This window comes from Pelomicrobium sp. P1, from assembly GCF_052805615.1.
In genome coordinates, this window is the sequence record NZ_JBRBEM010000015.1 from 40,174 (window position 1) to 63,436 (window position 23,263).

At 67.6% G+C, this 23,263-nt stretch carries 24 protein-coding genes; 10 read left to right on the forward strand and 14 right to left on the reverse strand.

The window, feature by feature from the left end; genetic code table 11:
- Positions 1-7 precede the first annotated feature (7 nt).
- The gene (locus ACUVYZ_RS14025; RefSeq protein ID WP_439935087.1) at positions 8-139 is read right to left on the reverse strand and encodes a hypothetical protein; all 132 of its coding nucleotides are present in this window, start codon (positions 137-139) and stop codon (positions 8-10) included.
- A gap of 39 nt (positions 140-178) precedes the next feature.
- A complete protein-coding gene (csx2, locus tag ACUVYZ_RS14030) occupies positions 179-1,210 on the reverse strand; it encodes a TIGR02221 family CRISPR-associated protein (protein ID WP_439935086.1) in 1,032 nt (343 codons plus the stop codon).
- Between the two features lie 104 nt (positions 1,211-1,314).
- Between csx2 and ACUVYZ_RS14035 the strand changes: the two genes are divergently transcribed.
- Together ACUVYZ_RS14035 and vapC are read left to right on the forward strand one after the other, a co-directional pair.
- A complete protein-coding gene (locus ACUVYZ_RS14035; protein WP_439935085.1) occupies positions 1,315-1,530 on the forward strand; it encodes a type II toxin-antitoxin system VapB family antitoxin in 216 nt (71 codons plus the stop codon).
- Positions 1,517-1,912 carry a type II toxin-antitoxin system VapC family toxin gene (gene vapC / locus ACUVYZ_RS14040; protein WP_439935084.1) on the forward strand — a complete coding sequence of 132 codons (396 nt, stop codon included), beginning with the start codon at positions 1,517-1,519 and terminating at the stop codon, positions 1,910-1,912. Before ACUVYZ_RS14035 ends, vapC begins: the two co-directional genes overlap by 14 nt.
- Positions 1,913-1,942: 30 nt before the next feature.
- Here the strand turns inward: vapC and csm6 are convergent, their stop codons facing one another.
- The 4 genes from csm6 to ACUVYZ_RS14060 all read right to left on the reverse strand — a co-directional run bounded on the left by csm6 (position 1,943) and on the right by ACUVYZ_RS14060 (position 5,745).
- Positions 1,943-3,223: a CRISPR-associated ring nuclease Csm6 gene (gene csm6, locus ACUVYZ_RS14045; protein WP_446033077.1), complete on the reverse strand. Its 1,281-nt coding sequence runs from the start codon at positions 3,221-3,223 to the stop codon at positions 1,943-1,945.
- Positions 3,210-4,208 (reverse strand): CRISPR system precrRNA processing endoribonuclease RAMP protein Cas6, encoded by a 999-nt coding sequence (gene cas6 / locus ACUVYZ_RS14050; RefSeq protein ID WP_439935082.1) that lies wholly within the window; start codon positions 4,206-4,208, stop codon positions 3,210-3,212. Before cas6 ends, csm6 begins: the two co-directional genes overlap by 14 nt.
- 421 nt (positions 4,209-4,629) lie before the next feature.
- Positions 4,630-5,097, reverse strand: coding sequence for a YbhB/YbcL family Raf kinase inhibitor-like protein (locus ACUVYZ_RS14055; protein ID WP_439935127.1), 468 nt, complete (start codon positions 5,095-5,097; stop codon positions 4,630-4,632).
- 144 nt (positions 5,098-5,241) lie between these two features.
- Positions 5,242-5,745: a peroxiredoxin gene (locus tag ACUVYZ_RS14060; protein WP_439935081.1), complete on the reverse strand. Its 504-nt coding sequence runs from the start codon at positions 5,743-5,745 to the stop codon at positions 5,242-5,244.
- 123 nt (positions 5,746-5,868) lie between these two features.
- Between ACUVYZ_RS14060 and ACUVYZ_RS14065 the strand changes: the two genes are divergently transcribed.
- The gene (locus ACUVYZ_RS14065) at positions 5,869-6,459 is read left to right on the forward strand and encodes a DUF4202 domain-containing protein (RefSeq protein ID WP_439935080.1); all 591 of its coding nucleotides are present in this window, start codon (positions 5,869-5,871) and stop codon (positions 6,457-6,459) included.
- Here ACUVYZ_RS14065 and queG read toward each other — a convergent pair.
- A complete protein-coding gene (gene queG, locus ACUVYZ_RS14070; protein WP_439935079.1) occupies positions 6,448-7,539 on the reverse strand; it encodes a tRNA epoxyqueuosine(34) reductase QueG in 1,092 nt (363 codons plus the stop codon). The two genes, ACUVYZ_RS14065 and queG, sit on opposite strands and share 12 nt — an antisense overlap.
- Here queG and tsaE point away from each other — a divergent pair.
- From tsaE to ACUVYZ_RS14105, 7 genes are all read left to right on the forward strand, one after another.
- Positions 7,534-8,034, forward strand: a complete 501-nt coding sequence (gene tsaE, locus ACUVYZ_RS14075; protein ID WP_439935078.1) for a tRNA (adenosine(37)-N6)-threonylcarbamoyltransferase complex ATPase subunit type 1 TsaE — start codon at positions 7,534-7,536, stop codon at positions 8,032-8,034. The genes queG and tsaE overlap by 6 nt on opposite strands.
- Complete coding sequence (locus ACUVYZ_RS14080) at positions 8,031-9,302, forward strand: N-acetylmuramoyl-L-alanine amidase (protein WP_439935126.1); 1,272 nt, start codon at positions 8,031-8,033, stop codon at positions 9,300-9,302. The genes tsaE and ACUVYZ_RS14080 overlap by 4 nt, the downstream gene beginning before the upstream one ends.
- A gap of 366 nt (positions 9,303-9,668) precedes the next feature.
- Positions 9,669-10,607 (forward strand): mechanosensitive ion channel family protein, encoded by a 939-nt coding sequence (locus ACUVYZ_RS14085; RefSeq protein ID WP_439935077.1) that lies wholly within the window; start codon positions 9,669-9,671, stop codon positions 10,605-10,607.
- Positions 10,604-10,819 carry a hypothetical protein gene (locus tag ACUVYZ_RS14090; RefSeq protein ID WP_439935076.1) on the forward strand — a complete coding sequence of 72 codons (216 nt, stop codon included), beginning with the start codon at positions 10,604-10,606 and terminating at the stop codon, positions 10,817-10,819. The genes ACUVYZ_RS14085 and ACUVYZ_RS14090 overlap by 4 nt, the downstream gene beginning before the upstream one ends.
- A 35-nt stretch (positions 10,820-10,854) precedes the next feature.
- Entirely contained in the window at positions 10,855-12,636 is a 1,782-nt protein-coding gene (locus ACUVYZ_RS14095) for an autotransporter assembly complex protein TamA (RefSeq protein WP_439935075.1), read from the forward strand.
- Positions 12,636-16,274 (forward strand): translocation/assembly module TamB domain-containing protein, encoded by a 3,639-nt coding sequence (locus ACUVYZ_RS14100; RefSeq protein ID WP_439935074.1) that lies wholly within the window; start codon positions 12,636-12,638, stop codon positions 16,272-16,274. Before ACUVYZ_RS14095 ends, ACUVYZ_RS14100 begins: the two co-directional genes overlap by 1 nt.
- A gap of 42 nt (positions 16,275-16,316) precedes the next feature.
- Positions 16,317-16,517, forward strand: coding sequence for a DUF2905 domain-containing protein (locus ACUVYZ_RS14105; RefSeq protein WP_439935073.1), 201 nt, complete (start codon positions 16,317-16,319; stop codon positions 16,515-16,517).
- A 42-nt stretch (positions 16,518-16,559) separates the two neighbouring features.
- Here the strand turns inward: ACUVYZ_RS14105 and ACUVYZ_RS14110 are convergent, their stop codons facing one another.
- The 7 genes from ACUVYZ_RS14110 to ACUVYZ_RS14140 form a co-directional block, all read right to left on the reverse strand.
- Positions 16,560-17,684, reverse strand: a complete 1,125-nt coding sequence (locus ACUVYZ_RS14110) for a YbdK family carboxylate-amine ligase (protein WP_439935072.1) — start codon at positions 17,682-17,684, stop codon at positions 16,560-16,562.
- Positions 17,684-18,883, reverse strand: coding sequence for a cation:proton antiporter (locus ACUVYZ_RS14115; protein ID WP_439935071.1), 1,200 nt, complete (start codon positions 18,881-18,883; stop codon positions 17,684-17,686). Before ACUVYZ_RS14115 ends, ACUVYZ_RS14110 begins: the two co-directional genes overlap by 1 nt.
- Positions 18,884-19,042: 159 nt before the next feature.
- Positions 19,043-19,504, reverse strand: a complete 462-nt coding sequence (locus ACUVYZ_RS14120; protein WP_439935070.1) for a YbaN family protein — start codon at positions 19,502-19,504, stop codon at positions 19,043-19,045.
- 31 nt (positions 19,505-19,535) lie between these two features.
- A complete protein-coding gene (locus tag ACUVYZ_RS14125; protein ID WP_439935069.1) occupies positions 19,536-19,964 on the reverse strand; it encodes a VOC family protein in 429 nt (142 codons plus the stop codon).
- A 75-nt stretch (positions 19,965-20,039) separates the two neighbouring features.
- Positions 20,040-21,047, reverse strand: coding sequence for a lipid A deacylase LpxR family protein (locus ACUVYZ_RS14130; RefSeq protein ID WP_439935068.1), 1,008 nt, complete (start codon positions 21,045-21,047; stop codon positions 20,040-20,042).
- A gap of 89 nt (positions 21,048-21,136) precedes the next feature.
- Positions 21,137-21,691 (reverse strand): SET domain-containing protein, encoded by a 555-nt coding sequence (locus tag ACUVYZ_RS14135; RefSeq protein WP_439935067.1) that lies wholly within the window; start codon positions 21,689-21,691, stop codon positions 21,137-21,139.
- A gap of 168 nt (positions 21,692-21,859) precedes the next feature.
- Complete coding sequence (locus ACUVYZ_RS14140) at positions 21,860-23,260, reverse strand: NAD(P)(+) transhydrogenase (Re/Si-specific) subunit beta (protein ID WP_439935066.1); 1,401 nt, start codon at positions 23,258-23,260, stop codon at positions 21,860-21,862.
- Between the last annotated feature and the right edge of the window lie 3 nt (positions 23,261-23,263).

The following is a 23,263-nucleotide window of genomic DNA, read 5'->3' on the forward strand; positions in this document are numbered from 1 at the left end:
GCTTGTCTCACCCCAACAGCCGCTTGAACAAGGCCTCGAGTGCTTTGTATAGCCGATCCGCCGAGGCGAGCGGCTGCCGAAACTTCGGATACGACGGCGCATTGCCGTGCACGAGCGCATTGCGCAGATTTTTCAGCATCCAGTAGGCCTCTCTCTTCCAGTCTTCGTGTTGGCCGGCCTAGAATTCCTGCTCTAAGGCCTCGATGGCGGCCTCCCGTCCTTCCTTGAATTGCTGCGGATCGAGCCCGCGTTCGAGACGCTCGCGGGTGACGAAAGCCTCCCAGCCGAAGATCGCCGCGCGCAGATAATCGCCGCGCGCGAGATACTGGTAGGCGAGTTTGCGTTGATGCTCGGCGAGGTCGGCACCGCGGACCCAGGCGAGCCGTTCGGCCAGCCGCTTCTGGAAGATGCCCGAGGCGCCGGGCAGGCTCGTTTCGAGCTGCGGGAGGAAGGTGAGAAGCTTGCGCCTTGCATCGGCGAGATTCTGTGTCTGCTCGTGAAAAGCCGCTTCTTCGAGACAAGCTGTCTTGTCGGCGGGGACGCCGTCGGCCGCAAGCAGCGGTGCGAAGGCGCCGTAATGCCCGGTGGCATCGTAGCGGTCGAGGGCATCCACCCAGCGTTGGATGGCAAGCAGCCCATCGAGCCGCAGCACGAGCGCCACACCCCCTTCGGTCATCTCGAGCGCCCCGTACCAGATGCCCTCGATTTCGAGCTTGCCCACGCGCTCGAGCATGAAGGCGGACACCAGGCCGAGCATGCTCAAGTGCCTGAACGCATGGGTGAGATCGAAACTCACCTTCCCGCTCGGCACCGCTTCGGCGACGGTTTCTAGAATGGCACGCTGCTCCGGGGCGTTCCTTCCGTAAGGAATGAGCCGCGGGAGCACCTCCATGCCGACGGCCCGGCTGAGCAACGGTTGCAGCCGGTCCAAAAGTCCTTGATCCACCCTCGCCGCCGGTTCGGCATCCAGGAGCGCAAGCCGCGCCTCTTCTTCCTCTCCCTCGACCGCGAGGTTTTCCACGAACACCCCCCACATGCTGCCTGCGGTTCCGAGAACCACGAGCCGCTGTGGGGCGAGCCGCTCGGCAAGCGCCAACCCAAAAAAGGCCGTCTCGCGCTCGTGCCCGCCCGGAAAGCGGTAACGCGCGCTACGATAGCCGGTCTTCGGATCGTCGCGGCCTTTGCCGAGAAAAGTCACCAGCGAATGCATCTCGCCTTTTCTTTCGAAAGCAGGATGGCTGCAGCGGGCAAGCATGCGGGACACTTGTCCCGATTCGCGAATCGCCCTAAAATACACATTAGGAGGTGTATAGCATGCGCACCAACATCGTGCTCGATGACCGGATCGTCAAGGAAGCGATGCGCCTGACCGGCGCCAAGACGAAACGCGAGGTCGTGGATCGCGCCCTGCGCGAGCTGGTAGCCCGCCGCAAGCAAAGCGCCCTGCGGGAGCTGGCGGGGCGCGACCTGATCGATCCGGCCTATGACGTGCGCGCGGTGCGGGCCGGGATGAATCGTGATTCTCGTTGACACGTCCGTCTGGATCGACTGGTTGCGGCGCAAAGCTACTGCAGCCGCGCGCGCTCTCGACCAGCTTCTCGACCAGGAGGACCTCGCTTTGGCCCCGGTCGTCTTGCAGGAGTTGCTCCAAGGAGCGCGCGGCCCCCGGGAGTTGGAAGTGCTGCGGTCGCACTTCGCTTCGTTACCGATGTTGCAGGCGAGCGCGGATACGTACGCGGCGGCGGGCGCCCTGTATGCTCGCTGCCGCTGGGAGGGTTTCACCCCGCGCAGCCCCCACGCTTGCCTGATCGCGTGCCTCGCCATCGAGCACAGAGCGGCTTTGTTGCACGATGATCGGGATTTCGAGCCGTTGGCCCGCGTCGAGCCGAAACTCAGGCTCGTTGCAGTCTGAGCGGCAGGCAAGCCGCTCCAGGCGGAAAGTCTATCCGCTGCGGCGGGTCGTCGTTTGTCGCTCATGGCGCGCCAATCGCTTGCTTTTCGTACCACGCGCCGACTCGGCCTCCTGCCCTCTGCAAGCCCTGCTTGCTGCCTCGGGAGAGAAGCCGGATGGCGTATCGTCGATGGCCGTGAAATGGATGGACTTAGGAGGCAGTTTGAGGCGATAGCGTTTAGGCCGCTTCCCTTCGCCGTGAATCAGGTACGGGCGAGCGGAAACATCCAGGGCGCGGGTCAATAGCTTCTTGAGCTTGGAATTGCGCTCGAGAAAGTCGTCCTTGCTCATACCTTTGGCGTAACGCTTTACAGTCGCCTCGTCGCCCCCCATCGGCCCGAGAATCGTGCGATATTCGCGCAGGTACGCCTCGGCGTACTCCTTTTCTGGAACGCCATCCTTTGGGCAAGCGAGGGGCTCGCGGCCCTCGGCGGCGCGCCTCGCGAACCAGGCAAGAAAAGCAAGATCCGCAGGCGGTAGCGGTACGATCCTCCCGCCGGCCCGGATACGCCGGCCATCGAGATCGATCACCAGCTCGGGAGGCCCAAGCATCTCCTGAGCCGCCGCCACCACCTCGCTGAAGCGCGCGGCGCCCGCGAGCAGCCGCCTGGGTAATTCGTGGCGCAGGCGGACGAAGGGAATATCGGCCAATGTGACTTTGGCATCCCGGGCATCGATGGGCCGGTTTTCCGGCGGATGGGTGTAAATCACACGGCTGTAAGGCGTGGGGTAATAAAACTCCTGATTCGATTCGTACGGCGTGGACACGAGCACGTGGGACAGCCGGTCCTGGAGCCTGCCGTAGAGGGAAAGTGCATAGCCCGCGTAGTAACCCATGGTCTTACGTCCGCCGGCGATGGACACATGGAGCGCCACTTCTTCCGAGGCCGTGAGCTGGCGAATGCGTTCGGTCAGGAAGTCCGCTACCCGTTCGTTGTCCTCTTGCGTGCGAATGTCCTCCAGCGCACCGCCTTCCGGCCAGCTCAGCACATGAATACGCGTTTCGTCGAAAGCGATCCCCTTGAGTTTGTAATCCAGACACAGGCGATGGAACCAGCCGGGATCCTTCGAAAGGAGCGTAAGGCGCGCCCGCTCGGCGCCTTCGGCCGTAGTGATCAGGTGCACTTCGGTGGGGACGAAGGCCGGCCTGCCCTCAGGCCTCACCGCGAGGGCATAGAGCGTCTCCGTCACCACCTGGGGCGAAAGCCCGGTCACCGCCAGCAGGATGCGGCGCGGGTAACGGTCGGGGCGCATCGGATCAAGTTCGCTCATCGCCGGACAATGTCGCAGAAATTTTTACCTCGCGGGCAACTTGCAAGCTTGCGAGGGTGTAGTGCCCGAGGCCCATGGTCGCGCCCGCACCGGCATGGGTCCACTGCCCCAGCCACAGGTAAGGCCAGAAGGGCGCGAGGTCTTGGCCGTCGATGTCGATCCGCCCCACCAGGCCGCCCAACCGCATGAGGGTTTTTTGACGCGCCGAATATCGAGTCCAGTCCTTCCAGGCGAGCTCGCTTCGGGTCGCGATCGTCTCGGCGTGAGTCACCAGCGCCTTGAAATCGGTCTCGAGCGGCGTATCGGTATGAAAGTAGGTGAGCATGGAGATCCGGCGCAGAAGGTTGCGGAATAAGTCCGAAAAGCGGAACTCCGCGGCGCCCACGTGGCGCCCGTCGCGTTTGATGCGCAGGGGCGTGTGCAGGTGGATGGTGATCGCCGGGGGCACGGGAGGCACTGGGACCGGCAAGGGTGGAAGGGGCGCAAGCACTCCGCCCTCCTCGTAAATTTTTATCCAGGCGCTGGAGCCCGGCGCCTCTTCCTGGCACACGCGCCGGAGCATCAACCGATTGCCGGCGATCCCCCGTTCGCCCGAGGCAGCGCGCATCAAGGCGTACAGAATGGCCGCAAGATGGCGGTTTGCATCGCCGAACAAGGTCAAAAGAAGGCTGACGCGCCCATCGTCGCCGGGCGCAGGTTCCGGACGCAGCGCAAACGGATGGGGAACGGCTTCGTAGCGACGCATCTTGGCCGCGTCGGGCGGCGGCGGCGTCTGAAAGACATAGGGGTAGAGGCAAGTGCGGTACAGCAGGCAGCTTTCGCAGCGCCGCTCGCGGGTCACGCAGACAGCGCGTTTGAGCGCATGCCCAAAGGCGCCTCGCCAGGCGGAGCCCGGGAACTCGCCCAGGATGACCGGGTTGTCGGCGGCAAACTCCAGCCGATAGGCCCCGATGGGAAGGTGCGGACGGCTCGTCCCCGGCTCCATATCCCCCAAGCGGCACGGTGAGGCCATAAGGACCTTACCCGCCCTCCCTATGCAATGAAATGCATGAAACTCTGTCTTTTTATCGCGAGGAGACACGCCCCGCCATTATGGCAAGCTTGCGAAAGAAATGGAATGCGTTTCATGCCAGGCGAGTGGCAGTCCTTCCGCGAGGTGGTGCCGGGCAGGGGTCCCGGGGTCAGGGCTAGGCCAGAGGGAAAGGGTCGAGCGTTGTCTGCCGATTCGCTGGCTACCCGGTGATGCCGCGGGGATGGAGCGGCGGTAGCGCGAGGCTGCCTGTTTACAGGCTATCTCAAAATTGCCGGTGCGGTAGGGTGCGCTTCAGCGCACCGTCGCGACGCCTCCGGAACTGCGGTGCGTTTCGCTGCGCTCAACGCACCCTACCCAATTTTGAGGATAGGTTCTACCGTTGATACGTGCCCACCAGCTCCGCGACGGCAAGCACGTGCCCTTGCATGGCTTTTTCCAACTGGGCCTTGGTGGGCTTCTTCAGGTCCGGCAGCACCGTGTCCAGGGCGTAGAGCTTGTGGAAGTAGCGGTGGCGGCCGATGGGCGGGCAAGGGCCCCCGTAGCCCGTGCGCTTCCAGTCGTTCAAGCCCTCCAGGGTGCCCGGCGGCAGCTTGGCGCCCACCGCCTCCGGCAGTCCGGTGGCGGTGGGCGGGATGTTGTAGAGCACCCAGTGCACCCAGGTCATCTTGGGCGCCTTGGGATCGGGGGCGTCCGGGTCGTCCACGATGAGCGCGAGGCTCTTCGCGCCAGCGGGCACGCCCGTCCAGGCGAGGGGCGGCGATACGTCCTCCCCGTCGCAGGTGTATTTCCTCGGAATTTGCCCCTGGTGGGAAAACGCGCTGGAAGTGAGCGTGAGCGTCATGGCAGCCTCCTTGGCGCCGCCCGTCGCGATGGGGGCGGCGCCGGCCAACACGGCGAGCAGGGCAAGGCCTATCATGGCCCCGCGCCGCCGCAGACAGTTTGTCGAATGCGGCATCCTCCGCGCCCCGGCCATCCGCCCGGCCCCTCAGAGCTCGGCGAGCATGGCCTCGGCGCTCGAGACCTCGAACTTGCCCGGCTGCTCCACCTTGAGCTTTTTCACCACGCCGTCCTCTACCAGCATGGCGTAGCGTTGGGAGCGGACGCCCATGTTGCGGGCGGTCAAGTCCAGTTCCAGGCCCAGCTTGCGGGTGTAGTCCCCGTTGCCGTCAGCCAGCATGCGCACCTTGCCGAGGGCCTTCTGCTCCCTGGCCCAGGCGCCCATGACGAAAGCATCGTTCACCGAAATGCACCAGATCTCGTCGATGCCTTTGCTCTTGAGCTTTTCGTAATTCGCGACGAAGCCGGGCACGTGCTTGGCGGAGCAGGTGGGCGTGAACGCCCCGGGCAGCCCGAAGATGACGATGCGCTTGCCCTTCGCGAGGTCCGCGACGCGAAAGTCGTTGGGGCCGACGGCGCAGCCCGGCTGCTCGGTTTCCACGTACTCGGTGAGGATGCCGTCGGGAAGGCGATCGCCGACTTGGATGGGCATGGGGTTCTCCTTTGTTCCGATCGGGACGATTTTCATCTTAGCGCCACCGCCGATCCCTTTCCACCCGCGCCGCCTGCCGTACAATGATGGGCCAGAGGTCCGGTCACATCCTGCCTGGCATCCATGCCTTCCGCCCGTTTCCAACGCGCCCTGGCCCTGATCGACGCGCTCCACCGCCAGGACCCCCACACCGAGGTGGTGGATGGGGTTCCGCGGCCGGGCGAAGCCCTCTACGCCGAGCGCATGGGCGCCTGGGTGGAGCGGCTGCGGCCGGAGGCCTCCGAGCCGCTCAAGCTGGCGGCCCGCTGCCAGCACCTGAAGCGCTGGGCCATCCCTCGGGACAGCTACCCCATGGACCGCGCCGGCTATCACCGGTGGCGGACGGCCCAGGCCGAGGCCCACGCCCGGCTGGCGGGGGAGCTCCTCAAGGAGGCGGGCTACGAGGAGATGACCGTCGCCCGGGTCCAGTCCTTGATCCGCAAGGAGCGGCTGCGCCGGGACCCGGAAGCCCAGTGCCTGGAGGACGCGGCGTGTCTCGTGTTCCTGGAGCACGCCCTGCCGGGCTTCGCCCGCCGGCATGACGAGGCCCAGGTGATCGACATCCTGCGCAAGACCTGGAACAAGATGTCGCCCCGGGCGCGGGAAGAGGCCCTGGGGCTCGAACTCGCGCCGCAAACCCGCGCCCTGGTGGAGCGGGCGCTCTCAAGCGGCTGACCGCTCGCGCCCGTGCCGCGCCAAGGCCCAGGCCACGTGGGCCCGCACTAGAGCTGACGGATGGTCGCGCCGCGCTTCCAGCGCCGCCACCACCTCCGGTGTGGTGGCGGCGTTGCCCAGGGCCACCGCGATATTGCGCAGCCACCGCTCGTAGCCCAGGCGTCGGATGGGGCTGCCGGCAAAGCGTTCGAGAAACTGCTGCTCGCTCCAGCCGAAAAGCGCCACCAGACTCGCGTCGTCCAGCCCGTTCCTCACGGCGAAATCCGGCTCGGGGGAGGTCTTGGCGAACCGGGTCCAAGGACAGACGAGCTGGCAATCGTCGCAGCCGTAGATGCGGTTGCCCATCAGGGGGCGCAGGGCTTCGGGAATCTCTCCCTTGTGCTCGATGGTCAGGTAGGAGATGCAGCGGCGGGCATCGATCCGGTAAGGGGCAATGATGGCCCGGGTGGGGCAGGCGTCGATGCAGCGGGTGCAGGTGCCGCAGTGGTCCGGCTCGGGCGGGTCGGCGGGAAGGGGAAGATTGGTATAGATCTCGCCCAAGAAGAACCAGGAACCCGCGTCCCGGGCGAGGAGCAGGGTGTGCTTACCCCGCCACCCCACGCCGGCGCGGGCCGCGAGCTCCACTTCCATCACGGGGGCGCTGTCGGCGAAAGCCCGCCAGGCGAACCCCTCCACGTGCCGGGCGATGCGGCGCGCAAGCTGCGCCAGCCGCGTTCGCACCACCTTGTGGTAGTCCCGCCCCAGGGCGTAACGGGACACGAAGGCACGCTGGGAATCCCCGAGCACGGCCCAGCTATCCCGCGCCCCGGGCGGCAGGTAGTTCATCCGCGCGCTGATGACCGACACGGTGCCGGGCACCAGGGCCGCGGGGCGGCTGCGCTTGACCCCATGGCGTGCCATATAATCCATGTCGCCGTGGTAGCCGTGGGCGAGCCACGCTAGAAGCCGCGCTTCGGCTTCCTCCAGGTGGGCCCGCGCGATGCCCACGTGCTGAAACCCCAGCGCGCGGCCCCAGTCCTTGATGGCCTGGGCGAGGGCCGCGCCCTCGAGCCGCTCGTCGTAGAGGGTGTCGCTTTGCATACTTCCCATCATACCGAGGACGGGCCCCGTTTTTCCCGCTTCCTGCCCGACGAGGAGGCGACTCTCGCCCTGGGCGGAGCCCTCGCTGCCTGCGTGCTCCCGGGTCTTCGCCTCTACCTGGGCGGCGACCTGGGCGCCGGCAAGACCACTCTGGTACGGGGGCTGCTGCGAGCCCTCGGCTACCGGGGAAAAGTGAAAAGCCCGACCTTTACCCTGGTTGAACCTTATGCTATCTCTAACTTAGACTTATATCATTTTGATTTTTATCGTTTCGACGATCCGGCAGAATGGGAACAGGCGGGGTTTCGCGAGTATTTCCATCCACGCTCGGTGTGCGTGGTGGAGTGGCCGGAGAAGGCGGGCGATATTCTTCCTCCGCCCGACCTGGATATCCGGCTCGCCTTTCAAGGATCGGGCCGAATCGCCCGCTTCGCCGCCCCCACGCCCACAGGTGAACGGTGCATCGAACGGTTGAACGCCCACTACGCCGGCTGAAACGCCCCCCGCGCATTTCCGCGGGCCGCCTTTTCGCCGCCCTCCTGCCGTTGCTCCTCTTGCTCGCCTCCCCTGCCCGAGCGGCGGAGGTGCCCGTGACCGCGGTGCGGGTGTGGCCGGCCGAGGAATACACCCGGGTCACCCTGGAGCTGCCGGTCCAAGTCGCCTATACCGTGTTCACCCTGGAGGATCCCCACCGCCTGGTGATCGACCTGGAGGGCGTGGCGCTTTCCCCGGCATTGGCGGCCCTGCCCGACAAGGTGACAGCCGCCGACCCCTACATCCGGGGAATCCGGGTGGGCCAGTTCAAGCCCGGGACCGTACGCGTGGTGCTGGACCTGAAGCAGCAGGTCAACCCCCAGGCGTTTCCCTTGAAGCCCATCGGCGAATACGGCCACCGGCTGGTGGTGGACGTGTACCCCCTCACCCCCGTCGATCCCCTCATGGCGCTGGTGATGAAAAAGGAGTCGCCCGCGCCGGATCCCGGTCGCGGCGAGCAGGGACCCGCCGGGTCCAGGGCTCCGGAGGCGAAACGGCTCATCACCGTGGCCATCGATGCCGGCCACGGAGGCGAGGATCCGGGCGCCCGCGGCCGGCGCGGGACCCTGGAGAAGGACGTGACGCTGGCCATCGCCCGCAAGCTGAAAGCCTTGGTGGACAAAGAAGAGAACCTGCGGGCCGCCATGATCCGGGACGGTGACTACTACATCCCCCTGCACCTGCGGGTCGCCAAGGCGCGCAAAGTGAATGCGGATCTCTTCGTGTCGATCCACGCCGACGCCTTCATCAAGCCCCATGCCCGGGGCTCCTCGGTGTTCGCCCTGTCCGAGCGGGGCGCCACTTCCGCCGCGGCCCAATGGCTGGCGAAGCAGGAAAACGACGCGGACCTGATCGGCGGCGTGAATCTGGACGTACCCGACCCTTATCTCAAGCAAACCCTGCTGGACTTGTCCCAGACTGCCACCATCGCCGACAGTCTTAAGCTGGGCCGGGCGGTGCTCGTCGAGCTAGGCGGCCTCAACGTCCTGCACAAGGAGGAGGTGGAGCAGGCCGGGTTCGCCGTGTTGAAAGCGCCGGACATCCCTTCGATCCTGGTAGAGACGGCCTTCATCAGCAACCCGGAGGAGGAGCTCAAGCTGCGGGACGAGGCCTACCAGGACAAGATGGCCCGGGCGATCCTCGCGGGCGTCAAGCGCTATCTGGCCCAGAACCCGCCCATCGCCCGTCCGAAGCTCGCCCAAAGCGAGGCGGAAACCCGGGAGCGTTGAGGGCCGGGGCAGGCCGCTTTGGGTTTCGCGGCAAAAGACGTTATCCTAGTGTCCTGTCCCGGAAAAACCTTGCCGAAAAACCGCGCCCGAGCGGCACCATGCGGTGTTGCTCGGCCTCGCCGTATTGCCGATACGGCTGCGGCCTCGCGCCTAGCCTGTCGCCCGCCGGGTCGGTTTTTCAGGCTCGACAAAGGAAGGCCTCTGCAGGCGGGCCAGGAGGTTCGATCGTCATGGGCAACCTTGCACAAGCTATTTCCGGGACAGGACACTAGGCCCTGCGCTGCGCGGGGCGGTCCTGCTGTCCGTCGCCCCTTTCCCGCGGCCGGCGCCCAGCCTTTTCCGTCGCTTCGATTCCGCTGACACGCCATGAACAAATTCTTCGAAAGCCTCGGTCCGGAATTCAAGGAAATGCTGCCCTATCTCCAGGACGGCGTGCGCATCATCCTGATCCTGGTCATGGCCTGGATCGTCCTCGGCCTCGCGCGCCGGGCCATCCGCCTGTTCCGGGAGCGCATGAGCGCGCGCACCGCCGACGTGGAGGAAGTGAAGCGCATCCAGACCTTGAGCCGCGCCTTCCGTTATCTCGCTTCCGTGGTGGTGTGGGTGGTGGCCGGCATGCTGATCCTTTCGGAGCTGGGCATTTCCATCGCCCCGATTCTGGCCACCGCCGGGGTGGCGGGCATCGCCATCGGCTTCGCCGCCCAAAGCCTGGTGAAGGACTATTTCACCGGCTTCATCATGCTGACCGAGAACCAGATCCGGGTCGGGGACGTGGTCAACGTGGCCGGCATCGGCGGGCTGGTGGAGGAGGTCACCCTGCGCTACGTGCGGCTGCGGGACTACGACGGCAACGTCCATTTCGTGCCCAATGGGGCGATCTCCACCGTCACCAACATGAGCCGGGAGTTCGCCCAGTCGGTGATGGATATCGGCGTGGCCTACCGGGAGAACGTGGACGAAGTGTTCGAAGTGATGCGCGAGGTGGCGAAGGAGATGCGTGAGGACCCGGTCTTCGGCCCCAAGATCCTGGAAGACCTGGAAATCGCCGGCGTGGACAAATGGGCCGATTCCGCGGTGGTGGTGCGCTGTCGCTTCAAGGTGAGGCCGCTCGAGCAATGGACGGTGCGCCGCGAGTACTTACGGCGCCTGAAGCGCGCTTTCGACGAACGGGGAATCGAGATCCCCTATCCCCACCTCACGGTCTACGCCGGCCAGGACAAGCTGGGCCGGGCCCCGGCGTTCCCCCTGCGCTGCCTCGACCGGGTCGACCCGCGGCCTGCGGGCGCCGTCGCGAGCGACCGATGAGGACGGTACGGCTACTGCGCCTGCTGCTGGAGGTCTACGGCGCAGCCTTCCTGCTGGTGATCGCTGTAGGCCTGGTGCAAGGTTACTTTCCCTACCGGGCATTCTTGGAGCTGGGCGCGGTGCGCTTTTACCTGCTTCTTGCCCTGGCCTTCGTCGCCTGGGTGGCCCTTGCGGTCCTGGCAGTGCGGCGCAACCCTCCGCCTCCCCTCTGAAAACCTGGAGTCGAGGCGCAAAGGCGCGCAGGGTCATGGCGACGCCCGCCTTCCGCACCCTGGTCCGCGCCGTCCTGCTCGGCTGCGCTTCGTTCGCTTCCATGATCGCGCTCATCCCGGCCCGAGCCCAGGCGCCCCAGCCCGAGTTTTCGGTGGAGATCGAGGCGCCACCGGAGATCAAGGCGCTGCTGGAGCGCCACCTGCGGATCCAGCAGCTCGCCGCCCAGCCGGACATGGGCCGGGGCCGCTTCCTCGCCCTGTACCGGGGCGCCGACGCCCAGATCCGGGAGCTGCTGGCGACGGAGGGCTACTTCTCCCCCCGCGTCGAAGCCGCCCTCGATCAGGCGCCTGACCGCTGGAGGGCCCGGTTTCGGGTCGACCCGGGGGAGCCTTCCCTCATCCGCTCCGTGGACGTCCGCTTCACCGGCCCCGTCACCGAGGACCGCTGGGATAACCTGAAGCGCCTGGCGGAGCTGCGGGAGCGCTGGCCCCTCAAGCCGGGATTGCGCTTCCAGCAGCGTCTGTGGGACAGGGGCAAGCAGGCGTTGCTTACCGGGCTCGCGAACGAGCGGTACGCGGCGGCGGAGATCGTGCAGAGCGAGGCCCGGGTGCATCCGGAGGAGCGCGCCGTCGACCTCACCGTGGTGGTGGACAGCGGCCCGCCCTTCACCTTTGGGCCCCTCCTGGTGGAGGGGCTTTCCCGTTACCCGGAGAGCCTGGTGCGGAACTTGAACCGCCTCGCCCCCGGCACGCCCTACAGCCAGAAGGGGCTCACCGACCTGCAGGAGGACCTGCTCGGCACCGGCTATTTCGCCTCGGTGCTGGTCACCGCCGACATCGACCGGGAGCGCCCGGAGCAGGCTCCCATCCGGGTCACCGTGGTGGAGCAGCCGTCCAAGAAGCTGCGGCTCGCCGCGGGGTTCAGCACCGACGTGGGGGCCAACGGGGAGATCTCCTACACCGACCGCAACGTCCTGGGCCGGGCCTGGAGCTGGACATCAGGGCTGAAGCTCGCCCAGAAGGAGCAGACGGCGGGCACGGAGCTGGCGCTTCCCCCGGCGCCCGATGGCTACCGCTATGCCGGAAGCCTGCAATGGCAGCGCACCGACATCCAGAACGAGGTGGCGAGCACCCTAGGCGCGTTCCTGCGCCGCTTCAAAACCGCCCGGGAAAAGGACTCGGAGCTCTCCCTGGGTCTGCTCTCCCAGAACAAGAAGATCAGCGGCATCCCGGCGGACAGCCTGGTGTCCCTGCCGCTGCAGTACAGTTGGACCCGGCGCAAAGTGGACGACCTGGTGGATCCCCGCGCCGGCTGGATTTTGAACTGGCAGGCGACGGGTGCCTCCAAGGCGCTCGTCTCAGACGAGGACTTCGCCCGGGGCTACGTCAAGGCGATGGGGTTCGTCCCGGTGGGCCGAAGCGACACCCTGGTGCTGCGGGGCGAAGCGGGCGCCGTCTACGCCCCCCAGCCGCGCAAGGTGCCGTCCCAGTACCTGTTCCGCGCCGGCGGCTCCAACTCCATCCGCGGCTACGCCTTCCAGAGCATCGGGGAGCAGGTGGGGGACGCGGTGACCGGCGCCCGGGTGCTGGGGGTAGTAAGCGGCGAATACGTCCACATGCTGACCGAGCGCTGGGGCGTCTCTGCCTTCATCGACGGGGGCGACGCCACCGACCGGTTCAAGAATTTCGACTTCAAGCTCGGCTACGGGGCCGGCGTGCGCTGGAAAAGCCCGGTGGGTCCCCTGGCCCTGGACCTGGCCTACGGGGAGGCCACCGAGGAATTCCGCATTCATTTCTTGGCGGGCTTCGTGTTCTGATGAAACGTCTACGCTGGGGTAGGGCGCTCTGGATCGGGGCGGCGCTGGTGGCGGCCGCGGCGGCCTTCGCCCTGTGGCTGGGAGGGCGGGAAGCCACCCTCGCCTGGATCGCCGGGCGCCTGAGCGCCGCGAGCGGCGGGGCGCTGGCCATCGAGGGGGCCAAGGGCTCCCTCTACGGCCCCATGGCGTTCGACCGGATCGTATACCGGGGCGCGGACCTCACGGTGAACGCCGAGCAGGTTTCCGTCCGCTGGACGCCCCTTGCCCTCGCGCGGTTCAAGCTCCAGGTGGAGGCGCTCTCGATCCGCACGCTGAAAGTCGCGGTCGTTCCGAAAGAAGCTCCCCCCTCTTTCCCCGGAAGTCTCACCCTTCCCCTGGCCGTGGCCCTCGAGCGCCTGGCGCTCGAGCGGATCGAGATCCAGCGGGGCGTCGAGACCCTGGTCGTGACCTCCGTCGCCGCCGGGGTCGCGAGCGACGGCAAGCGGCACCGGTGGCGGCTCATGGAGGCCTTCACCCCCTGGGCGCGGGTGAGCGGCGAAGGGCGCCTCGAAGGGACTGCGCCGTTCCGGCTGGAGGCCTCAGCGCGCTTGAGCGAGTTTCGCCTTCCCCATCTCATCGCGGCCACGGTCCAGGCCTCGGGCGATCTGCAGAGGCTCGCCCTGACCGTAACGCCCGAAGGCCCGTGGGAACAGGGGACCCTCGAGGCGACGGCAACGCCGTTCGAGGAGCGGCCGCTGCGCCGTCTGGCCGGAGAGTTCCAGGGACTGGACCTCTCCCGGCTTGGCCCTCCCTGGCCGACCACCCGGGCCGAGCTGCGCTTCACTCTGGAAGGGGCGGACGAAGGGCTCGAAGGCCCGGTGGAAGTGGTCAACCGCGCGCCGGGTCCCCTGGACCGCAACTGCCTTCCCCTCTCCCGGCTCGAAGGCCGCCTGGTGGTGCATGACAAAGGGATAAGCGCCCGGTTGCCCGTCATCGTCCTGGGGGGAGCCGGGGAAGGAAGCGGGGAAGGCCGCTGGGACGGGGAGCGGTTCGAGCTGCGCCTCACCACCCGGGGCGTGCGGCTCAACGCCCTGCACGGGAAGCTCCGCCCCTTGAAGCCCGCGGGGGAAGTGATCCTGGCCGGAACGCAAACCGCCCAGTCCTTCACCGCCCGGTTGCGGGAGGGCCCCTACGCCCTGGACCTGGAAGCCCGCCGCGAAGGGGACACGGTTCAAGTAGGCCGGGCGGTCCTGTCCCACGCCGGGGCCCGGCTGGAGGCCACGGGACGGCTGGAGCTTCAAGCGCCCAAGCGCTTCGCCGCCCGGGGGACGCTGCGGGACTTCGATCCGTCGGTGTTCGTGCAGGCGCCCCCCGCCCGTATCAACGCCGCCCTGGAGGCGAGCGGCCGGATCGACGCCCCATGGTCGGCGGCCGTCCGCTACCGCATCGCCCCGAGCAGCGCCTTCCGCGGTTCCGCCCTCGCCGGAGAGGGGGAGTTCCAGGTGGACGGGGAGCGCCTGGGGACCCCCCGCGCCTCCCTTGCCATCGGGCGGAACCGCCTCACCGCCCAGGGGACTTTCGGAAGCGGCCCGGACCGGCTGCGGCTCGACCTCGCCGCCCCCGCCCTGGCCCAGCTCGATCCCGCACTCGCCGGGTCCCTCTCGGCGCACGGATGGGTGGGCGGCAGCCCAAAAGCGCCGGCCTTCGCCCTTGAGATGAGCGCCCAAGCCTTGCGTGTAAGAGGCGATCTGGCGGTCGAACGGCTCGACATGCGCATGGATGCAAGCCGGGGGCTCGCCGAGCCGATGGCGGTGCGCGCTTCGGTGCAGGGGCTCGCTGCACAGGGGTGGACCCTTACCCAGGCAACCCTGAGCCTGTACGGCACCCAGCATGGCCACACCGCCGAGGTGCAGGTTCGAGGGCCTGGTATCGCGGGGGAAGCCCGATTGCAGGGAGCCCTCGAGCTGGATCCGGAACCGGCCTGGTCAGGGCGCCTGGTGGGCTTTCGCACCGCCGAGCCCTACTCTCTGGCCCTCGCTGCCCCCGTCTCCCTGGAACTTTCCCGGCGGCGCCTCGCCCTGGGGACGGGCCGACTGGAGCTGGCCGGCGGCGGCCGGGTGGATTTCGAGCCCCTGCTCGCTGATAGCGATCGGGTGCGATGGGCAGGCCGGGCCGAAGGGCTGCCGGTGGCGGCGCTCGCCCCCGAGCTGGGAAAGGAGGCGGGGCTCGAGGTGTCCCTGGTCCTGGGGGCCCGATGGACGATCGACGCCTCCGCCACCTTGAACGGCACGGTGGAGGTGTGGCGGGAGCGGGGCGATGTCCTGCTCCGGGGTGACCGCCCCCTGGCGCTGGGGCTGGAGCGCCTCGCCGTCGCAGCCCACGCCCGGGACAACGCCATCGAGGGGAGGCTGTCGGCGGCGGGCGCCCGCACCGGCCGCGTCGCGGGAACTTTCCGCACCGTAGCCCACCGGGAAGGCGGCCTGTGGCGCCTCGCGCCGGAGGCGCCTTTGGCCCTGGAGGTTCAGGTGGACATGCCCTCCCTAACCTGGGTCGGCCGGCTGCTCCGCGCCGGGGTGCGCCTGGACGGTTCCGTGCGCGGCGCCCTCACGGGGGACGGCACCTTGCGGGATCCTGGGTTGCGGGGGAGCCTGCGAGCGGAAAACCTGGCGGTGCGGCGGGAAGACCTGGGGCTCGCCTTCGAGCAGGGCGAGGCCGAGATGGAGTTCGACCAGGACGGGCTACGGCTGCGCCGCGCCGCGTTCCGGGCGGGGGAAGGCACCCTCGAGGCGAGGGGCAGCGGCCGCCTGGTGAACGGCGCGCCGGTTTTGGACCTGGACGTGGAGGCCCGCCGGGCCACCCTGATCCAGCGCCCCGACCAGGTGCTGGTGGCGAGTGGCAGCGGCAAGGTGAAGGGCGAAGGGGGCAAGATCTCGGTCACCGGGAAATTCCGGGCGGATCGGGGGCTGCTGGAGCTCGAGTCCTTCGAAACGCCCAGCCTGTCGGAGGACGTGGTGATCGTGGGCGCCCCGGTCCCGGAACAAGGCGCCCCCCTCGGGCTCGCCTTCGACTTGGAAATCGACCTGGGCGAAGCCTTCCGCATCCGCGGCGAAGGGCTGGAGGCGCGCCTCGCGGGGCGGTTTCGCGTGGTCTCCGACGACGCGGGCCCGGTCCAGGTCAAGGGCACGGTGCGGGTGGCCGAGGGCAACTACCGGGCCTACGGGCAACAGCTCACCATCGAGCGGGGAGTGCTGCTCTTCGACGGTCCCCTTGCCAATCCCACGCTCGACATCCTGGCGGTGCGCAAGAGTCCCACCGCCGAGGCCGGGGTCCTCATCACCGGCACGGCCCTCTCGCCCCGCTCCAGCCTCTATTCCAACCCGCCCGTTCCGGACAACCAGAAGCTCGCCTGGCTCATCCTCGGGCCCGGCACCGCCGCGGCCGACACCGACTTCGGCTTCAGCACTTTCCGCCAGGAACAACAAGAGATCACCCTGGGTACCCAGCTCACCTCCGCGGTCTACGTGAGCGTGGGGCGGACCCTGGAAGGCACGGGGAACGTGGCCCGGATCACCCTAGCGCTGTCCGAAAAATGGGCGGTCCAGGCGGTGACCGGCGCGGCCAACGGCGTCAACCTGGTCTATACCCTGTCCTTCGACTGACCGCCCTCTCCCCGAGAAACGGGGCCGCGCTAGAATGAACCCATGGCGCGCTGGCTCATCATCATCGGACTTGTCCTGGTCTTGATCGGGCTCGCCTGGCCCTGGCTGTCCAAGCTGGGGTTGGGCCGTTTGCCCGGCGACATCCACATCGAGCGAGAGGGCTTCTCGTTTTACTTCCCCATCACCACCAGCATCATCGTCTCCCTGGTGCTGACCCTGCTCTTCTGGATTTTCCGCCGTTGAGCAGCGGAAAATGTTTTTTCCTCTGTGCCTTGTGGTGAACTCTTAACCGCTTTCGCCGCGCCAGCGCCCGGTCTGGCGCCAGACCAGGTCCTGGAGGGAATGGCTCTCGGCGTAGGCTTCCCGCATCCAGCGGGCGTCGTTGCCCGTCCCCCGGACCCAGCCCAGCACTTCTTCCAGCGCCGCCTCGGCGCCCAGGTCCCGGGCGTGGGGCCGCAGCCGCTCGCAGGTGGCCGAGATGTCCTCCCTGAGGGTGCGGCGCGTCCCGCTTTCCGGATCCACCAGGTCCGCGTCGAGCCCGAAGCGGCAGGCGAGAAAGCGGTTGTAGGTATAGACCAGGTACATCTCCTCCCTGAGCCGGAAGGGACGCTCCTCGTGGAGAAAGCGGCACAGGGCCTGGGCGTAGGCGGCGAGGACCGCCGCTCGCTCCACCGTGAGGGGCGTGTCGCACACCCGGATCTCCAGGGTGCCGTAGCCGGGCGAAGGGCGCACGTCCCAGTAGAAATCCTTCATCGAACCCACGATGCCCGAGCCGGCCATCTTCTCGAAATACCCGTTGAATTCGCTCCAGCGGGTCAGGAACGGCGCCCGGCCGCTCAAAGGAAAAGCGAAGATGGCGTTCAACCGGGACGAGTCGAAGGCCGTGTCCACGCCCTGGTAATAGGGGGAGGCGGCCGACAGGGCGATGAAGTGGGGAATGAAGCGCGCGAGCCCGTGCATGAGCTCAAGCGCCTGGTCCCCGTCGCGGCAGCCCACGTGGATGTGCTGGCCGAAGACGGTGAACTGCTTGGCGAGGTAGCCGTACAGCTCCGACAGGTGGCGGAACCGGGGGCGGTCGCAGATCTGGCGCTCGCTCCAGCGCTGGAAGGGATGGGCGCCGCCGCCGGCCACCCCGATGTTGAGCCGGTCGGCCGCCTTGACCACGGCGTCGCGCATCGCCCGCAGCTCCTCGGCCAGCGTGTCGTAGCGGCTGTGAACCGAGGTGCTGATCTCGATCATGCTCTCGGTGATCTCGGGTTTCACGTCGCCGGGGTGCTTCCCCTTCTCCAGCAACGCGAGCAGATCGGACGCCCCACGAGTCAAATCCCAGTCCCGGGTGTTGACCAGTTGCAGCTCCAGCTCCACTCCGAAGCTGAGAAAAGTCGAGGGCTTGAACTCGAGGGATGCCATCACGCCCTCGCCTCTCCGGAGGCGCGCAGCGCGTAATGGGTGGCGAGGGGCCCCAGGACCTCCATGAGGGCCACCGCCACCATCACCACCGCGGTGGCTTCTCCGCTCAAGATGGGATAAGCGGACGAGGCTTCTTTGAGCAGGATCACCGCCATCAGGGACATGGGCGCCAGGGCCAAGGCGAGAAGCCCAGATTTTCGCACGCTCAGGGCCGAAAACGGGGCGAGCGCCAGCACTCCCGCCGCCTTGCCCAGGAACCGGACCGCCACCAGGGCCAACGCCGGCAGGGCCACCGCGCCCAAGTCCTTCAGCTCGATCGCCGCCCCGGTCAGGGCGAAGACGATGATGGTGGCGAGCAACCCCACGTCACCGAAGCGGATCGAGGCGAAGCGGCGGGCGCGGTCCAGGGTGCGGGTGAGCGCTCCGCAGGCCAGCAGGCTCAACACCACCGAGAGGTTGAGGCTGGTGGTCAGGGTAACGGCCAGGATCACCACCGCGATGGCCGCTCCTACCTGGGCGTCTTCCTGGCGGCCAAGGTAGCGCAGCAAGACGAGCAGCGCCCCCGCCGCCGCCAGGGCGATGGCGAGGGACCCGCCGATCAGGTACAGGGGATGCAGCACCATGACCGGCCAGCCGCTGCGCTCTTCCAGGTGCATGCCGGCGAGCAGCAGGGCCAGGGCCACGAAGGCATAGACGGCGTTCAAGGTGGTGAGCAGAAGCAGACGCTCGGTGACCTGGCCTTCGGCGCGCAATTCCCGCGTGATGGTCATGACCGCGAAGGGGGAGGTCCCCACCGCGATGGCGCCCGCGAGGGCGGCGATCAGAGGCCGGCTACCCAGGGCGGACAACACGCTGAACACCGCCAGGAAGGCGAGCACGCTCTCCAGCAGGCTGGTGGCCAGCAATCCCGGGTTGCGCCGCAGCCAGTTGAGGTCCACCCGCTGCCCCAGCTCGAACAGGATGAGGCCGATGGCGAGATCCAGCAGCAGGCGCAGTTCTCCCAGTGTGCCTGGATTCAGCAGCCCCGTGAGCTGAGGGCCGGCCACGATCCCCGCAGCCAGGTAGCCAAGCAGGCGCGGCAGGCGCAGCCAACGTCCGGCCGCCTCTCCCGCCGCCGCGGCGGCGATCAACACGACCGCGAACCACAGCAGACCGGAGGAGCGGATGGGCCACGACGGCAGAAAAAACCACTGGTCCATGCGCCCTTTCCCGATGGGACGGCTTCGCTTTTCGTCGAAAAGCGAAAAGCCAATGGGAATCCAGAAGGGCGGATTTTAACCCGGATATCTCACGAGAGATTCGGAATGATGGCGTGGAGACCCGCCTGGGCGCCGCGTCCCGTTTTGCTCGGAAACCGCTCAAGCCGTGTCGCCAGGCCGGTGGCCGCCGTCTTTCAAACCGCCGCCAGGGCGATCGCGGGAAGGAATGCGATAGAGATAAAGGGCCAGCGCCGCGCCGAAGACGGCCAGCAGCGCCCGGACGAGGGGATGGGAGACGAAGAAGACGATGGACACGCCCAAGGTGAGCAGCATGAGCGCGATGGCGTTCACCTTGGCGCGATGAGGGATGCTTCGATGACGTTGCCATTCCCGGATCAACGGGCCGAAGACGGGATTGCCCAACAGCCAACCGTGGAAGCGCTCCGAGGCCCGGGCGTAGCAGGCGGCGGCGAGCAGCAAGAAAGGGGTGGTGGGGAGCACCGGAAGGAACAATCCCAGGAAGCCCAGGCCCACGCACAGGGTTCCCGCCGCCAGTAGCAGGCCCCGCACCGTGGCGGAGCCGTGGAGCTGGGGTGCCGGTTTTTCCTGGTGCCGGATCACGGGGCGTGGCCCTGGGCGGGCCGGGCTGCCGCTACCTGGCGAAGAGCTGGGACAGGTCCTTGAACCCCTTGAACTCCAGCGCGTTTCCCGAGGGATCGTAAAAGAACATCGTCGCCTGCTCCCCCACCAGGTCCTTGAAACGGATGTAGGGCTCGATGGCGAAGCGCACGCCCTGGGCCCGCAACCGCTGCACCAGGGACTCCCACTGCTCCATGGTGAGCACGACGCCGAAGTGGGGAACGGGCACCCCGTGGCCGTCCACGGGATTGACGTGGGCGCGCACCCGGCCTTCCTTGCCGAGGCTCGGGTCCAGGTGGCACACCACCTGATGGCCGAAGAGGTCGAAGTCCACCCACGTCTCGTCGCTGCGGCCCTCGGGGCAGCCCAGCACGCCGCCATAGAAACGGCGGGCCTCGTCCAGATCGCGTACGGGAATGGCCAGGTGGAACGGGGTCAGCATGATGCGGGCTCCGGCAGACTCAGGATGACGACGGGACTTTTCATTATACGACGCCAGCGCCCCTCGGCCTGCGGGTCACAGGGGATAGGACAGGGCCAGCACGGCGTAAAGATGATGGTCGTGGGGCTGGGTTTCGAAATCCCGCGTCCGGTAGACCGCCAAGAGGCTCAACGAGAGCTCCCCGGTGCGCAGCCCCATTCCCGCCGCCAGGCCGGCAACGAAAGGCTTCTTGTCCACACGGCGGCTGTCCTTCCAGGTATTGCCGTCGAGGAAAACGTTCCTCGCCACGGCCTCGGCCCAAGGGGCCAGCACGCCGTACAGGGAATAGCCGGAAGCGGTGCGGCGGGCCGGACCCGCCACCGGGCCGCCGTTCAAGAAGGCCACTTCGCCGAAGTCCGGCGGCACGCGGTAGCCGAAGCGCAGCTCGAGCTGAAGTCCCCAGGCGGTCGAGACATTGCCCAGGTTCGCCCCCACCGCCGGCACCAGATTCCATCCCCAGCCGTCGCCCCACCCCCCGGCCCAGGCCCGCCAGCGGCGCTCCCAGTGCATGACCACGCCGGGCTCGTCGCCCAACTGGAAGTCCCAGCCCCGGCCCTTCTGGCTGCCGGTCAGGTCGTGCAGCCAGCTCTGGACGGCCTCCGCTCCTGAAGAAGGTCCCACCACGCCGAGGGCCAGGCGCCAGGCGTCGAGCCGCCGGCTGTCCCACCCGGTCACGCCCAGCCGGACGTAGGTCCAGCCGGCGTAGGGGCGATCGGAGCGAGGCGGATCGGTGGCGCTCAAGTCATCGGGGGTGTAGGCCTGCTGGCCCAGGGCCAAGGTCCAGTGGCGCCGGCTCTTCGGCCCACGAAGGGAGGAAAAACCCGGCAGCCATCCGGGCCAGGCGCCGTCACCGGGTCGCCCTTCGCCGGAAAACCAGACAAGCTCGATGCCACCCGTATACTGGCGGTCGGTGGCGAAGGGCCAGTCGTTTTCCACCTGAAGCATCACGGTGCCGGGTGCCGGACCGGGCGGGGCCTCGCCCCAAGCGGCCTGGACGAGCAGGAGCAGGAGCCCCCCCAGCGCTGCCGGGGGCGCCGGTTTCATGCCGCCGCCCCTGGGCCGCCCGTCCCTCCGGCCGGACCCACGAGCGGGGAAGCCGGGGGGCTGGGGACGGGGCTCTCCACCGGGTGCCCTCACCCGAGCGCGAGGAGCGAGCCCAGCCGGCGCAGCACGTGGGGTGCCAGGGCCCCCTGCCGGGCATAGTAGCGCAGGCGCTCGAGGGGCAAATCTTCCGCGCAGCCCACCTCGCCTCGGCAGCCGGCGGCGCCGCAACGGCACTGGAAACGCCAGCCCGGAAAGGCGGCGATGCCCGCGCGGGTGGTGGTGGTGGCGTAGTCGAAGCTCAGGTCCTCGCCGGGCGCGATATCGCGCATCGCCACGAGGAAGACCCGCCCGTCGGGCTCGAACCGGAGGCGGCAGTTGGGCTCGCAGCTATGGTTGACGTAGTCGTCCAGGTCCCCCGAGGCGAGGAACACCTCATCCTCTCCGATCTCCATCACGTGATCGGACGCCTCGCCCTGCCCTTCGGCGAAGCTCACCCGCCTGCCGTAGTGTTCGAGCAGCACTTCCCCGGCGGGATGGCCGGTGCGGCTGTAGAGGCTGCGCCCCATGACGTTTTCCCGGACCGCGATGCCGGGAAGGGGCGCCATCACCGAGAGGGGCGGATCGCCGGAGAGAAGGTTCAGCATGACGACATTCCCCGGAGCGGAAACTGGGCCGGTTGCCTGCGCGCGAGGCGTGGGCTGGGCGCAGTTCTAGCACATCGCTTGGATACTGGCAAACCCGGGGGCGCACCCTCCCAAAAAAAAAGGGCGCAGCCTCGCGGGCCGCGCCCCTTACGGGCTCTCCTCCTCCCCTCAATCGATCGCCTTCACCATGTCCTCGACCACCTTCTTGGCGTCGCCGAAGACCATCATGGTCTTGTCCATGTAAAAGAGCTCGTTGTCCAATCCAGCGTAGCCCGCCGCCATGGAGCGCTTGACCACGATCACCGTCCTTGCCTTGTCCACTTCCAGGATCGGCATGCCGTAGATGGGGCTACCCGGCTTGCGCGCGGCCGGGTTCACCACGTCGTTCGCCCCCAGCACCAGCACCACGTCGGTGTTGATGAATTCGCTGTTGATGTCCTCCATCTCGAACACGATGTCGTAGGGGATCTCGGCCTCCGCCAGCAGCACGTTCATGTGGCCCGGCATGCGACCCGCCACCGGGTGCACGGCAAAGCGCACGTTGACCCCCTTCCCCTGCAGCTTGTCCACCAGTTCTTTCACCGCGTGCTGGGCGCGGGCCACCGCCAGCCCGTAGCCCGGAACGATGATCACGTTCTCGGCGTTGGAGATGAGATAGGCGGCGTCCTCGGCGCTGCCCGAACGCACCGTCTTCTGCCCCGCCTCTTCCACCGCCGCGCCCTCGGCCGCGCCGAAGCCCCCCAGGATCACGCTGATGAAGGAGCGGTTCATGGCCTTGCACATGATGTAGGAGAGGATCGCGCCCGAGGAGCCCACCAGGGAGCCGGCGATGATCAGCATGGGGTTGTTCAGGGAGAAGCCGATGCCCGCCGCCGCCCAGCCCGAGTAGCTGTTCAACATCGAGATCACCACCGGCATGTCGGCCCCGCCGATGGGAATGATGATGAGAACGCCCAAGACGAAGGCGATGGCGGTCATGACGATGAACGGCAGCCAGTGGGTGTCGCTTCCGCCCAGGAAGAAGGCGGTGCCGAAGCCGATCATCGCGATCGCCAGCGCCAGGTTCAACAGGTGCTGGCCCTTGAACACCACGGGGGCGCTGGAGAAGAGCCGGAAATGCTTGCCCAGGCCCGCCAGCTTGCCGAAGGCGATCACCGAGCCGGAGAAGGTGATGGCGCCGACGAATGTGCCGATGAACAGCTCCAGCTTGTTGCCCTTGGGAAGGGGATCGGGAAGCCCGAAGGCGCTCGGGTTGTTGACCGCGGCGATGGCGATCAGCACCGCCGCAATCCCCACCAGGGAGTGCATGGCGGCCACCAGCTCCGGCATTTGGGTCATCTGCACCCGGCGGGCGATCACGGCACCGATCGTTCCGCCGATGGCGATCGCCAGGACGATCAGGGCCCAGTTGCGAGTGATGGCGAAGGTGGTGGCAATGGCGATCGCCATGCCGATGATACCAAACAGGTTACCACGCCGGGCCGTGACCGGCGAGGAGAGCCCTTTTAGCGCCAAGATAAACAGGACCGAGGCGATCAGGTAGGCTAGAGCGACTTGGTTGGCGGTCATTTT

Excerpts from the sequence above, each read along its gene's own strand:
- ACUVYZ_RS14025 (WP_439935087.1), bottom strand. The coding sequence starts at position 139 with ATGCTGAAAAATCTGCGCAATGCGCTCGTGCACGGCAATGCGCCGTCG.
- csx2 (WP_439935086.1), bottom strand. The coding sequence starts at position 1,210 with ATGCATTCGCTGGTGACTTTTCTCGGCAAAGGCCGCGACGATCCGAAG.
- ACUVYZ_RS14035 (WP_439935085.1), top strand. The coding sequence starts at position 1,315 with ATGCGCACCAACATCGTGCTCGATGACCGGATCGTCAAGGAAGCGATG.
- csm6 (WP_446033077.1), bottom strand. The coding sequence starts at position 3,223 with ATGAGCGAACTTGATCCGATGCGCCCCGACCGTTACCCGCGCCGCATC.
- cas6 (WP_439935082.1), bottom strand. The coding sequence starts at position 4,208 with ATGGAGCCGGGGACGAGCCGTCCGCACCTTCCCATCGGGGCCTATCGG.
- ACUVYZ_RS14055 (WP_439935127.1), bottom strand. The coding sequence starts at position 5,097 with ATGACGCTCACGCTCACTTCCAGCGCGTTTTCCCACCAGGGGCAAATT.
- ACUVYZ_RS14060 (WP_439935081.1), bottom strand. The coding sequence starts at position 5,745 with ATGCCCATCCAAGTCGGCGATCGCCTTCCCGACGGCATCCTCACCGAG.
- ACUVYZ_RS14065 (WP_439935080.1), top strand. The coding sequence starts at position 5,869 with ATGCCTTCCGCCCGTTTCCAACGCGCCCTGGCCCTGATCGACGCGCTC.
- queG (WP_439935079.1), bottom strand. The coding sequence starts at position 7,539 with ATGCAAAGCGACACCCTCTACGACGAGCGGCTCGAGGGCGCGGCCCTC.
- ACUVYZ_RS14085 (WP_439935077.1), top strand. The coding sequence starts at position 9,669 with ATGAACAAATTCTTCGAAAGCCTCGGTCCGGAATTCAAGGAAATGCTG.
- ACUVYZ_RS14090 (WP_439935076.1), top strand. The coding sequence starts at position 10,604 with ATGAGGACGGTACGGCTACTGCGCCTGCTGCTGGAGGTCTACGGCGCA.
- ACUVYZ_RS14095 (WP_439935075.1), top strand. The coding sequence starts at position 10,855 with ATGGCGACGCCCGCCTTCCGCACCCTGGTCCGCGCCGTCCTGCTCGGC.
- ACUVYZ_RS14100 (WP_439935074.1), top strand. The coding sequence starts at position 12,636 with ATGAAACGTCTACGCTGGGGTAGGGCGCTCTGGATCGGGGCGGCGCTG.
- ACUVYZ_RS14105 (WP_439935073.1), top strand. The coding sequence starts at position 16,317 with ATGGCGCGCTGGCTCATCATCATCGGACTTGTCCTGGTCTTGATCGGG.
- ACUVYZ_RS14110 (WP_439935072.1), bottom strand. The coding sequence starts at position 17,684 with ATGGCATCCCTCGAGTTCAAGCCCTCGACTTTTCTCAGCTTCGGAGTG.
- ACUVYZ_RS14115 (WP_439935071.1), bottom strand. The coding sequence starts at position 18,883 with ATGGACCAGTGGTTTTTTCTGCCGTCGTGGCCCATCCGCTCCTCCGGT.
- ACUVYZ_RS14125 (WP_439935069.1), bottom strand. The coding sequence starts at position 19,964 with ATGCTGACCCCGTTCCACCTGGCCATTCCCGTACGCGATCTGGACGAG.
- ACUVYZ_RS14130 (WP_439935068.1), bottom strand. The coding sequence starts at position 21,047 with ATGAAACCGGCGCCCCCGGCAGCGCTGGGGGGGCTCCTGCTCCTGCTC.
- ACUVYZ_RS14135 (WP_439935067.1), bottom strand. The coding sequence starts at position 21,691 with ATGCTGAACCTTCTCTCCGGCGATCCGCCCCTCTCGGTGATGGCGCCC.
- ACUVYZ_RS14140 (WP_439935066.1), bottom strand. The coding sequence starts at position 23,260 with ATGACCGCCAACCAAGTCGCTCTAGCCTACCTGATCGCCTCGGTCCTG.